Raw genomic sequence first — 12,025 nt, 5'->3', positions numbered from 1 at the left:
TCGTTGACAAACCGGCGTGGTGTATTATATGATTTCTTGTTTATCATAAAGAAAGAAGGGGATTGGCTGTCCAATCCCCTTCTTGGCTTTCCCATTATTCCTTGTCGAGTTTCATCGCTTCGGCGATCAGTTTTGGAAGGTCCGTGTTGTCATGGAAGCCGGCAAAGTGGTCGGCTTTCGGCCCGAACACATAAAGCGGGATGTCCACGCCTGTGTGGTTCGTACTTGTCCAGCCGATGTTCGCACGGTCGCTGATCACATGATTGATCGCCAGGCCGGCGTTGTCTGCTTCGCGGACCGAGCTGATCTCCTGTTCAGACAGGTCAAAGCCTGTATAGGTTTTCACCACTTCCGCCACGTTCGTACGGTCTTCGTTTAATTGTGCCGCCATGTGGTCGCCTGTCGCCTTCACGTTTTGGAGGATGTCCGCGTTCAGCTCCATGGATCCGTTCGATCCGGTTGTCATGCCGCCTGTGTCATGGTCGCCCGCGACAACGACGAGTGTGTTGCCGTCTTCTTCCGCGAATTCGATCGCTTCTTCCACTGCCTTTTCAAAGGCCGCGGCTTCAGACATGGCCCATGCCGCGTCATTGGCATGGCCCGCCCAGTCGATCTGGCTGCCTTCCACAACGAGGAAGAATCCGTCCTTGTCTTCTTCAAGCGCATCGATGGCCGCTTCCGTCATTTCCGCAATGCTTGGCTGTTGCGTTTCTCCGCGTTGGAGTTCGGGAGCCAGTTCGTCATCTGCAAAAAGTCCGAGCAGGCGGTCGCCTTCGTCCACGTCAAGGTCATCGACATCCAACAGCTGTTCACGGGTTTCCACGTATGCAGCGCCCTTGTCCTGTGCTTCCCGGATCAGGTTGCGTTCGTCCTGGTTGCCGCCCTCGGATGCCGGGAGGAAATTGTTTTTGCCGCCGCCCAGGATGACATCCACACCGCTGTCCGCCATCTGGCGGGCGATTTCCGTTTCATTGTTCCGGCTGTCTACATTTGCGACAAACGATGCCGGTGTTGCGTGCGTGATGGTCGAAGTGGCGACCAGACCGGTGGATTTTCCGGCTTTTTCCGATGCTTCGAGGATGGTCTCGAGTTCATCCCCCTCCGCATCCAGGCCGACTACGCCGTTGTTCGTCTTGACGCCTGTCGCCATCGCCGTGCCAGCCGCCGCGGAATCCGTGATTGCGGAGTTGGCCGAATAGGTGGTGAACATCCCTTTCAGATGAGCATCCCATACCGCTTCTTCCCCTTTGTAAATCCGGTAGTTCGACGCATAATCGGCACTGAAGCCGTCAGGGATCATGTAGATGACATTTTCGGCCTTGCCTTTGTTTTTCCCTTCCCCTTTGCCTGCCCGGTCAGGCTTTCCGGCCCACTCCGGCTTTCCCTGCCCTGCCCATTCAGGCTTGGCTGCATCTGCGGCTGTCCATCCCATTCCGGACAATACGAGGCCCGCTCCCAGCGCGGCAATTCCGACTTTCTTCAGCATGCTACCCACTCCTCCAAACAAGTTCATCCAACACTTGCCACTTTATCGGAGGAATGTTTACGTAGAGTTAATCCGATGTAAAGAAATTGTTTGATAATTCCATTGCCAATGAACCATTACGAAAGTCCCTTCAAGCCGCCCAAGGCATCGATGCAGGCAAAACGGGCGGCAAATTCCACTCTTATTTAAGATGGATGCCGCCACCCGGTCCGAGGGGCAGGCCGAGAAGATACCAGGCACTGAAAAGGACGATCCACATGATGGTGAACGCGATCGAATACGGGAGAAGAGCTGACATAAAGGTCCCCATCCCCATCTTCGGATCATATTTTTTCGCGAATGTCAGGACAATCGCGAAGTAGGCAAGCATCGGCGTGATCGGATTCGTCAGGGAATCGCCGACACGGTAGGCGGCCTGCGTGACCGCCGGGTCATAATTCAGCAGCATGAACATCGGTATAAACACCGGCGCGAGAATTGCCCACTTGGCGGATTGGCTCGCGACCAGCAGGTTGATGAGTGCGGCGATCAGGATGAAACCGACGAACAGCGGAAGCCCGGTGAATCCGAGCGCCTCCAGTATGGCAGCACCTTTGATCGCAACGATCGGACCGAGGTTGCTCCAGTTAAAGTAGGCGATCATCTGCGCGGCAACAAACGCGATGACGATATACGTCCCCATGCCGGACATGGCCTTGCCGAGCTGGTCGCCGAAGTCCTTGGAATCTTTCAGGGTACCGGCGGCTTTGCCGTAAATGATGGCCGGCACGAGGAAGAGGATCATCATGATCGGGACGATGGAATCCATGAACGGCGAGATGATAAGGCCGCCGTCTTCGGGATTTCTCAAGATGGCGTTTTCCGGAAGCGCAAGAATCGCAAATGCGCCACCTGCCACAAGAAGGGAAACACCGGCCCACAGGAGCCCCTTCTTTTCCCCAGGCGTAATCACGGCTTCGACACCCTCCGCCTCGCCTTCATACTTGCCAAGACGCGGTTCTACAATTTTATTGGTCACGAACGTGGCGACAGGCACGAGAAGCAGCGCGGAGGCAACGAGGAAGTAATAGTTGATCATCGGATTACCCGTGTAGGCCGGGTCTATCATGTGTGCGGCCGATTCGGTGAAGCCGTAGACGAGCGGGTCTGACATCGAGAGAATCAGATTGGCCCCGAAGCCCCCCGCGCAAGATGCATAGGCTGCAGCCATTCCGGCAAGCGGGTGGCGGCCGAGCGCGATGAAGATCATCGCGACAATCGGCGGAAGAACGACCATGGCCGCATCCGCAGCGGCGTTTCCGCAGATGGCGACAAGAACGATGACCGGAAGGATGATTTTTTTCGGTGCCTTCAGGATCGAAGCCTTCATGAATGCCGTGATCAGGCCGGTGGATTCTGCCAAGCCGACGCCGAGCATCACAACGAGCACAAGACCGAGCGGCGGAAAGCTTGTGAAGTTGGTGATCATTTCAGTCAGGATCCGGACGAGCCCCGCCCCGTTCAGCAAGTTCACGACCTTGATCGTCTCCCCTGTTCCGGGGTGCGTCGCTGTCGTGCCCATCAAACCGAACACTGCCGAAGCGATGAGAATGGCGACCGTAATGTAAACAAAGAGCATGATCGGATCAGGAAGCTTGTTGCCGTAGCGTTCAATCAGATCCAGAAACCGGTTGAAGAGCCCCTTTTTCTTTTTGTTTGTTTCCGAGGCGACGGTCATCAGCAGTTTCCCCCTTTAGCAAGTTAAAGAATGTGTTCTATGTTAACAAAATCTACTGATAATTCAACCCATTTTTAAAATTTATCGAGACGGTTTCAAACAGTACGGACATCAACAAACCGGAAGCGCGCGGCGCTTCCGGTTTTCTTTATGCCTTTTTCTTTGTTGTGGTTGCCCGTTTTTTCGGAGCGGGCTTTTTCTTCGTGGTTTTCTCGAGGGATGCCTGGAGCGCGGCCATGAGGTCGGTCGCGTTCGTGGCGGCCGGTGCTTCCCGCTCGGCTGCGGTGACGGTTTCCTTGCCCGCCTTTTTCGCCTCGATCAGTTCCATCAGCGCCTCACGATACTCATCCTTATACTTTTCCGGCTCGAACGGTGTCGTCAGCTGCTCGATCAGCATCAGTGCCACATCAAGCTCTTTTTTCTGGACTGCTTCCTCCCCCGGCACATTCGGAACATCCTCGACTTTCCTTACTTCATCCGGATAATGTATCGTCTCCAGGACAAGCGCCTCCTTGTAAACCCGGACCGCGGCCAGTTGTTCTTTCTGGCGGATGATGATTTTCGCGACGCCGATCTTGTCCGAATCCCCGAGAGCGGCACGGAGTAGCGCATATGCCTTTGCCCCGCCCTTGTCCGGCGCGAGGAAATAAGTGCACTCAAAGTAAATCGGATCAATTTCCTCCAGCTTGACGAAGTCGACAATCTCAACCGCCTTGTCCTCGTTCTCTTTTTTGAGTGCCTTCAGGTCTTCCTCGTCGAGAACGACAAACTTGCCCTTCGTGTACTCATACGCCTTCACAATATCTTCCGATTTCACTTCCGCGTTGCACGACGTGCACACCTTCTTATAGGAAATCGGCGCGTTGCACTCTCTGTGCAGCTGCCGGAGCTTGATGTCCCGATCCTCGGTCGCCGCGTGCAGCTTCACCGGGATATTGACGAGCCCAAAGCTGATGCTGCCCTTCCATACCGTATGCATCCCATCACCTGCTTTTTCCTCTAGCATGTCCCGCCCAGGCGGCGCTATGTATGAAGTTTTCGGCGGTGCGCACACTGGAGTCATGCAGATCGGTCCTGCTTAACACTCAGGGCGTTTATCTTAACACTCGGAGAATCCTGGCGCACGAAGGAGGAGACCAAGCCTTGAAACCGATGAAGCTCACGCCAGCGGAAACCTTGCCGGAAGGGCCCGGCTGGCTGTATGAAATCAAATACGACGGCTTCCGGTGTCTCCTTGATTGGCGGGAAGACGGCATCCGCCTGCTCAGCCGCAACGGGCAAGACCTATCGGATCGGTTTCCCGAAATCATCAACGGAATCAAAGAGGCGAGCAGTGCGGCGCGCCCCCATCTGCCTATTTTTCTGGACGGCGAGCTCGTGTTTTTGCTGAACGACGTGCGAAGCGATTTTTCGGTCGTCGCCCGCCGCTCCAGGCTCCGCACGAAATCGTCGATTGAGGAGCAGAGCCGCATGTTCCCGTGCCGCTTCGCAGCATTCGACTTGCTGGAGACGGGCGGCGACGATCTGCGGTCAAATACGGTCGATGAGCGAAAAGACGAACTTGGGCGCGTCCTCCGGGCAGCCGGCTTTCCGGCAGGAACGGACTACCGCAACCTTTCTCCAGTACAGGGAGTGACCGCATATAGCGAACCGGAGCCGATTAAAAGCCGGCTGATTGCAGGCAATGGCGAGGGACTGGTGGCTAAACGGAGCGGCAGCCGCTGGCAGGAAGGCATCCGGTCCACTGATTGGATCAAAGTGAAAAACTGGCGGACTGTCCCGGTTGTCCTCACAGGCTTTGAAACGGAAAACACCAACTTTTCAGGGCGCATTTTGGACGGGGAAGAATGGCGTGAAGTCGTCACATTGCGCCACGGATTTTCCGATGAAGAATTGAAAACACTCACCGCTCTTTTCAGGGCAAATGGGACGGAAGGGCCGCCCGGCGTCTTTAGATTGGCACCGGCGATTGTTGCAGAAGTACTGACAATCGGCGAATCGGGCGGCAAGCTCCGCGAACCCCGATTTTCCCGTTTTCTTTTGGAGGAATCCCCCGCGACCGTTACCTTGCAGCGCTACCGGCGGGCGCTTGAGCCGATTCCGCCCGGCGTTGCCGTGACCAATCCCGACAAGACGCTTTTTCCCGAAGCCGGGATCGACAAGGACGGTTACCTTCTTTACCTGCAGCATGCCGCACCCTATCTTCTGCCTTGGCTCGAAGACCGTCCGCTTACCGTAATCCGGTATCCGCACGGCTCGGATGACGCCGAGCGGTTCTATCAGAAGCATGCCCCGGATTCCGTCCCGTCATTTGCCCAAACCGTCCACGGGGAAGACGGCGAACTTCTGTTATGCAACAGTTTGGAGACCCTTCTCTGGCTCGGCAACCAGGCAGCACTGGAGTTGCACGTTCCATTTGGGCGATTGAGGGAGGGAAAAGTGTCGGCTTTCCCGGATGAGATTGTTTTCGACTTGGATCCGCCGGATGCTTCAACGTTCCAGCTTGCAGTAGATGCTGCGCACCGGTTTAAAGAAGTGTTTGACGGATTTGGGCTTGAAGCGTTCGTAAAGACTTCCGGCGGCAAAGGGATGCAACTGTATCTCCCGCTTCCCTCCAGTACGTTCACCTACGAAGAAACCCGGCTCTTTACTTCATTTGCCTCGAATTATCTATGCGAGCAGGCACCGGATCGGTTCACGACGGAAAGGTTAAAGAAAAAACGGGGCGGGCGCCTGTATGTAGATTATGTCCAGCATGCCATGGGAAAGACCATCATCGCTCCGTATTCCACACGCGGAGCAGGACATGCACCGGTCGCCACCCCGCTTGAATGGCACGAACTGACGGAGGCCCTCCGGCCGGAAAGCTTTACGATCCCTGCGGTGACGGAGCGACTGCGCACGAAAGGCGATCCTTTTCTGTTGATGGAAGAAGCGAGACTCTCGCAGCCGTTTGGCGATGTCTTGAAAAAACTAAAAGAAATTACAAGTTAGGATCCTCATCGACTTATACACATATTGTCCACACACCCGAAATACAGTTTGCGTATATTGCTAATGTGCGTATATTATCCACAGGATGTCTGCTAATCCTGTGGATTCTTTAATTTCGATTTTGAGGTTGCCGGACAAGCGAATAGAGAAGTCCGCAGAAGGTCGGATGATAGAGGGGAACAAGTGATGAAAGAGGAGAAGGTGTAAATTCGTATTTGAGAACGATAAGTTGATTCGAAGACAAACTTTTCTACAGTAAAACATGACCACAATTTTTGTCGGACAGAGAATTTTCGGCGGGAAGACAACCGCTGTTTTTCTTATTACATTCCCTTTATTTACTTTTATTAACTCTCACACATTGTATTTCTTTTGTGCGCACAACAGAAATACAATGTGCTCACAAATGCATACACACCTTGTGCGCACAACGGAAACATATTGTCCTCCTAAAAGGCGTTTTTCGGCGGTTTTTGTAAGATTTTTGTGCGCATATCCTACATATTCTCTATTTCTATCATGAGGAGAGACATGTATAATCATTGATAGAAACCTAGAGGGAGTGAATGGGAATGGCAGTACTCAAAGCCGGCGCAGATGCTGGCAACAACGCACTAAAATTATGGGTGAAAGATCATGAACCAATTCTGATTCCGACTGTCTACTCGCTGTACATGGGAGAGACGACGGAACTGATGGATATGGAAGATATTCCGAAGGACGCCCTTCTTGAAAACATTGACGTCACCATCAACTCCAAAGCGCTTTCCTTTAACGGGCAGCGTTATGTCATCGGGGAAAAGGTTTTGAATGACAACCTCCCGGGCATCGAACTCGAAAAGCGCTCGGACAAGTCATCCGATGAAATTCCGGTCCTCGTGACGCTCGCAGGCCTTGCGATCGATGCGATGCGCCGCGAATACAAGAAAAACAAGATTACGGTGACCTACGACCTGTCCGTCGCGCTGCCGGTCGGCATGATCACACAGGAAGCGGCAAGAAACAACGCGGCTCGCTATATGGGGACACATGAAGTCATCTTCCACCATCCGTCCGGACGCAATGTGACCGTGACGATCAAGATCGAATACTGCAAGTGCCTGCCTGAAGGCGCTGCAGCCGCATGGGGCGTTGTCTTTGACGAAGGCGGCAAGCTGTCCGAGCGCAAAGTGGAAGTCGGCGATAAGATCATGAAGGTCGACTTCAGCGACAAGACGCTTCTTCACTTCGACATCGGCTCCGGCACAACAGAAATTGTCGTGACTGAAGGCGTCCGCTTTAATCCGAAACTGTCGGAAGGCCTCAACTTCGGCGTGAAATCGGCGATCAGCGAGATCCTCAAGCGCTGGAACCGCAACCATCCGGTCAAGTCGATCGATTCGATGGCGGAGTTCAACGAGATCTACTTCGACCCTGAACACCCGCGCCATAACGAGCTCAAGGCAGAGTCACAGACCGGGCTGATGCAACTCGCTCAGCGCATCAGCCGTCCGATCATCAACAAGATCGATGACCTGAAGGATGATCCGTACGTCTTCATTTACGGCGGCGGAGCAGCCATCCTGAAAGACTACCTGCAGCAAATCCTGAATGCGAAGGAACGCACGACCAACGTCACGTTCCTCCAAGACCCGATGTTCGTCAATGCGCGCGGCCTCCTCGTCTACACCTGCTCGCCTCGCTATGAGCAGCAGAAAGAAAAGGAATTAGGTGTGGTCGCAAGTGGCGCGGAATCGAAGTAAGACTTATCAGCAGGGGGAGCGGATCAATATTTACTTGAGCCGCGATCTCACACCGGAGTTCATCGACTGGATCAACACCCAGTCCGACCTGTCGAACTTCTTCCTGTACGCCGCCCAGCAGCTGTACCGGAAGACGGGCTTCGTCGATGTTGCCGAAGTCATGCCGAGAAAAATCAACTTCGAACTCGCCGGCGCGGAAGACCGTGATCTTTTCATACCGGAGGCCGCCCCGCCGGCGCCTGTCCGCGCAGAAAAACCGATAGTGGAACTGGAACCGGAACCCGAACCGGAACCGCCGAAGGAGCCAGCCCCCGCCTGGGGTGCCCTGGACGACTTCGACGACCCGTTCGCATAAGAAAAACCCGCCGATTTGGCGGGTTTTTTATTTCTGCCTGAGCAGATAGGAATCATCCAATGCCCATGACAGAACAAGATACACCCAAAGAGAGACCGAGATCGTCAGGAGAAAAATCAGCCTGACGACAAACGACGAAATCCCGAAGAATTCCGCTATTCCCCCACATACCCCGACGATTGCACGGTCGCCCGATGACTTTCTGAGCTTTTTCAACACTACCATCCCCTCTGATCTGAATCCCCGCTGTTTCACCGGCCGGCAGGAAAAAACACTGGCCATGTCCAATAAGTTTATTCTACCATCCACAGGGAGGGAAGAATCCGATGAACCAGTCAGCCACAAGTCCCAGGATCCAAACAGAGCGCCTGCTGCTCCGCCGCTTCACGGAAGCCGATGCCCCGGAAGTCAGCCGGCTGTGTGACAACTACAACCTGTATAAAAGCACGCTGAACCTGCCGCACCCCTACCCGGTTGAAAGCGCGCTGGAGTGGATTGCCACGCACGAAGAAAGCTACACCTCCGGACGGATGTATGAGTTCGCCATCACGGACAAGGAAAGCGGCACGCTCTACGGTGCTGTCGGACTCTCCCACCAGCAGGCGCACCGCCACGGAGAAATCGGCTATTGGATCGGGGAAGAATACTGGGGCCAAGGCTATACCACCGAAGCCGCCAGAGCCGTGTTGGATTTCGCCTTCAACGAAAAGGGCTACCACCGGGTCTACGCCCGGTTCTTCGCCTCCAATCCCGCTTCCGGCAAGGTCATGGAGAAGATCGGAATGACGCATGAAGGCACGCAGAAAGAACATATCTGCAAAGAACGCCGGTACGAGGACCTGCTGCTTTACGGCATCCTCAACCCGAACCGCCAATAGTTATGCACAAAACCCGCCACTCCCGGCGGGTTTCTGTTTGATTATCTTTATCCACTTGTTGATAACTCTTCAATTTTGTTCCTATCCACAGCTTATTCAGATTTTTCCTTATCCTGTGGACGGGCAGTCCCCTCTTCCCTGTCCGCGCATTCAAAGCATTCCAGCCTTCCCGCTTCCGATACGCCATTCAGAAAGCCGTCAAGGCAGAAGACATCCCTGCCGCATGACTCGCATGTGCCCACCAGTTCCCGCATGAAGGTCCCTCCTTTTCCCCGAGTATACAGAAGAACGGACAGGCAAAAAAGGCGACGGGCCCTTTTCGTGCCCGTCACCTTTCATGCATTCTTATTCGCCCTTCTCGGCCTTCTGGAGCCTGTCCAAAAGAAACTTGACGAACTGGTCGTCATTCAGCAGCCAGACGCTTCTCTCGCGCTTCAGGAACTTCTCAGCATCAAAGAACGTCGCAAAGGTCTCGTCCTGTGTCCGGCCGTTGCGCTCGATTCCCCAGCGGCCATCTTCGACCGGATGGACAAAGTACAGGTCGCCTTCCGGTGCGCGATAAATTGTGCCGAACGGGGATTCCTTGAGGTTGTAGCGGGTATGGCGGGCGTCTTCGCGGAGCGGCTCTTTCTGGAATGCCGCTTCCACGTAGGAAGCAAATGCCTCTTTCGACATCGAGGCGCCGCTCGCCTTGGCATGACCGCCGCCGCCGAATGTGCCGGCCACTTGCGACACATCGACATCGTCATGCACGGTGCGGAACGAGACTTTGCGGCCGCCCATGTTCAGAATCACGATGTAGTCAAGATGCGGGTTCTCCTTGCCAAGCTCGTTGCCCAGCTCAGAATGATACGACTCGGCATGCACGACACCGGCATAAAGGCCTTCATGTTCGATCTGTACCATTTCACGTCGCTTTTTCCGGATGTAGCGTGCCATCTTGTCGTCTTCCATGTCGAGCAGCTGCTTCTCAAAAGGATCAAACTGGAACGGGCTATCCGACTGCAGCCGTTCCAGCATCTTCGACTCGAACTCGTCAAACGATCCCATAAAGAACAACGCATTCAGCCGGCGCGCCTTGTCGTTGCCGTTTTTCTCCCATTCCCACGTATCGTACTGCCGAACAAGCTCCACAAACTCGTCTGCGGCGCGAGTAGGCTCCAGGAAGCCCTTGTCGATCAGCCAGGCATAGAGGAGCGATGTGGCCGATGTCAGCTTGCCGTCCTCCTGCTCGACCGTGACATTGCCCCAGTCGTATTCGTTCAGATGGAGTGCCGTCTTGTGATGATCGATCAGCGTCACTTTGCCGCCTTTTTTGATGAATTCCTCGATCCGGGTTTCATTTTCCTCATCCACCGACAAATCGGTGATGATCAGCTCCGTGCCGGTATTTCCTTCTCCCAGGAACCGCTCCACTTCGCGGTCCAGCATCTGGACGGAATTGTATCGCACGTTCACATCGTCCCCGAACGCCAGCTTCGCCACGATGCCGCAGCCGATGCCGTCCAGGTCGTTGTGGGACAATAATTTATACACCGAATCACCTCAGATAAATGCTTTTCATGCTCTAAACAGTATACCCGTTTTGCTTCCGCTTTTCTTGTAAAAGTAAAAAGGAGGAAGCCGAAAATTCGTCATTCCTCCAGCCAGGTCCGCTGAATATGCACTTTTGTTCCGATTGAAATTTTGAATACATCGGGATTTGTGAGGACTTTCCATTGCTCAAAGCCAAACTGCCGATCGTATTCCCCAATCAATAACGACATCAGGTTCCCATGGGTGACAAGAGCCGTGCAGGAACCTTCGGGGAGCCCATCGATCACAGAGCGCGCTCTCATGGCGGCTTCCCTTCCGGATTCTCCTCCATTGTATGAAATGTCCGGATCGGCAAAAGAACTCTTCAGCTTCTCCATCCAGTCAGCGATCGGAGTGGTGCTCAGCACTCTTTCCGCAAGCCGTTCATCCATCTTGATTGCCAGCCCGCTCCGTTCCGAAAAAGGTTGAATCGACTGCCTGGCACGCAGATAGGGGCTTGAAATGACTGATTCAACTCCAAGACCCATCAGGCGTTCTGCGAGCTGCCCGGCCTGATCATGCCCTGCAGGAGTCAGCGGGGCCTCCGGCTCCTGCCCTTCCGCGGCGCAAAGCCGGATGACATAAACCAGCTTTGCCATCAGCGGGCTTCTCCGATCGGCTTCGTAAAACAGATAATCCGATTGGCCTCGGTAAACCCAAGGGCGAGATGGACCTGCAGGCTGATTTCATTGTCCAGCTCACAATCACTCGCAAATTCACTGCAGCCTTTATCCCTCGCCCACTGTTCTGCACGCACGACGAGCTCACGGGCGAGGCCTTCCTGTCTGTAGGCCTCTTTGACAAACAGCCCTTCCAGGTAACCGACCGGGCTGGTCGATGTGCCTTCGACATAGTCGTGGCAGAGCTGGACCTGCGAGAACCCGACCGGCTCCTCTTCGTCAAACGCGAGAAAAACTGCTGCTTCCGGATTACCGATCAGCTCCGAGAACTCCCCTTCCAGCTCTTCTGCCGCATGGTCCGGCCAAAGAAGCAGGGCAAGTTCCCCGGTTACCCGGGCATCATTCTGTGTCGCCTGCCGAACGTTCATGTGCTTCCACCGTTTCATCCAAACGTTCAAGTACCTCAGCCATGCCGTGCATCAGAATACCAATCGAGACGATGATCACGAGCACACTCAAGGCGACCATCAGATTAAGCAGCCCGCCTTCAGGCCCCGCACCTGCATCAGCCGTTCCGATCCCGGCAATGATGCCGACAACGACCGTCGCGCTGCCGAACAGCTTTAGCCAAAACGTGATCCCCATTTTCATTCCCCCG

13 protein-coding genes are annotated in these 12,025 nt (G+C 54.5%); 4 read left to right on the top strand and 9 right to left on the bottom strand.

What is annotated here, in order from left to right; genetic code table 11:
• Positions 1-94: 94 nt before the first annotated feature.
• From BLT01_RS00515 to ku, 3 genes are all read right to left on the bottom strand, one after another.
• Positions 95-1,486: an alkaline phosphatase gene (locus tag BLT01_RS00515; RefSeq protein WP_092092997.1), complete on the bottom strand. Its 1,392-nt coding sequence runs from the start codon at positions 1,484-1,486 to the stop codon at positions 95-97.
• Between the two features lie 181 nt (positions 1,487-1,667).
• A complete protein-coding gene (locus tag BLT01_RS00510; RefSeq protein ID WP_092092993.1) occupies positions 1,668-3,203 on the bottom strand; it encodes an AbgT family transporter in 1,536 nt (511 codons plus the stop codon).
• A gap of 148 nt (positions 3,204-3,351) precedes the next feature.
• On the bottom strand, positions 3,352-4,182 hold the full coding sequence (gene ku / locus BLT01_RS00505; RefSeq protein ID WP_092092989.1) for a non-homologous end joining protein Ku: 831 nt from the start codon (positions 4,180-4,182) through the stop codon (positions 3,352-3,354).
• Positions 4,183-4,355: 173 nt separating this feature from the next.
• On the opposite strand from ku, the gene ligD reads away from it, so the two are divergent.
• From ligD to BLT01_RS00490, 3 genes are all read left to right on the top strand, one after another.
• Positions 4,356-6,197: a DNA ligase D gene (ligD, locus tag BLT01_RS00500; protein WP_245696838.1), complete on the top strand. Its 1,842-nt coding sequence runs from the start codon at positions 4,356-4,358 to the stop codon at positions 6,195-6,197.
• A gap of 572 nt (positions 6,198-6,769) precedes the next feature.
• A complete protein-coding gene (locus BLT01_RS00495; protein WP_125903642.1) occupies positions 6,770-7,939 on the top strand; it encodes a ParM/StbA family protein in 1,170 nt (389 codons plus the stop codon).
• Entirely contained in the window at positions 7,920-8,294 is a 375-nt protein-coding gene (locus BLT01_RS00490; protein WP_143020569.1) for a hypothetical protein, read from the top strand. The genes BLT01_RS00495 and BLT01_RS00490 overlap by 20 nt, the downstream gene beginning before the upstream one ends.
• Positions 8,295-8,321: 27 nt before the next feature.
• Here BLT01_RS00490 and BLT01_RS00485 read toward each other — a convergent pair whose 3' ends face one another.
• Positions 8,322-8,519, bottom strand: coding sequence for a PspC domain-containing protein (locus BLT01_RS00485; RefSeq protein WP_407639295.1), 198 nt, complete (start codon positions 8,517-8,519; stop codon positions 8,322-8,324).
• A gap of 101 nt (positions 8,520-8,620) precedes the next feature.
• Here BLT01_RS00485 and BLT01_RS00480 point away from each other — a divergent pair, with 101 nt between their 5' ends.
• Positions 8,621-9,172, top strand: coding sequence for a GNAT family N-acetyltransferase (locus BLT01_RS00480; protein WP_092092970.1), 552 nt, complete (start codon positions 8,621-8,623; stop codon positions 9,170-9,172).
• A 92-nt stretch (positions 9,173-9,264) separates the two neighbouring features.
• Here BLT01_RS00480 and BLT01_RS15125 read toward each other — a convergent pair whose 3' ends face one another.
• From BLT01_RS15125 to BLT01_RS00460, 5 genes are all read right to left on the bottom strand, one after another.
• Complete coding sequence (locus tag BLT01_RS15125; RefSeq protein ID WP_176764979.1) at positions 9,265-9,426, bottom strand: hypothetical protein; 162 nt, start codon at positions 9,424-9,426, stop codon at positions 9,265-9,267.
• 91 nt (positions 9,427-9,517) lie between these two features.
• The gene (locus BLT01_RS00475; protein ID WP_092092965.1) at positions 9,518-10,708 is read right to left on the bottom strand and encodes a DHH family phosphoesterase; all 1,191 of its coding nucleotides are present in this window, start codon (positions 10,706-10,708) and stop codon (positions 9,518-9,520) included.
• Positions 10,709-10,806: 98 nt separating this feature from the next.
• Positions 10,807-11,346, bottom strand: a complete 540-nt coding sequence (locus tag BLT01_RS00470; protein WP_092092961.1) for a histidine phosphatase family protein — start codon at positions 11,344-11,346, stop codon at positions 10,807-10,809.
• On the bottom strand, positions 11,346-11,795 hold the full coding sequence (aac(6'), locus tag BLT01_RS00465; RefSeq protein WP_092092958.1) for an aminoglycoside 6'-N-acetyltransferase: 450 nt from the start codon (positions 11,793-11,795) through the stop codon (positions 11,346-11,348). The genes BLT01_RS00470 and aac(6') overlap by 1 nt, the downstream gene beginning before the upstream one ends.
• Positions 11,767-12,012: a hypothetical protein gene (locus BLT01_RS00460; protein ID WP_092092953.1), complete on the bottom strand. Its 246-nt coding sequence runs from the start codon at positions 12,010-12,012 to the stop codon at positions 11,767-11,769. The genes aac(6') and BLT01_RS00460 overlap by 29 nt, the downstream gene beginning before the upstream one ends.
• Between the last annotated feature and the right edge of the window lie 13 nt (positions 12,013-12,025).

Source organism: Bhargavaea beijingensis (assembly GCF_900101985.1).
GTDB lineage: Bacteria > Bacillota > Bacilli > Bacillales_A > Planococcaceae > Bhargavaea > Bhargavaea beijingensis.
Note: the sequence above shows the minus strand (reverse complement) of the source record. Positions and strands in the feature narration are given on the sequence as shown.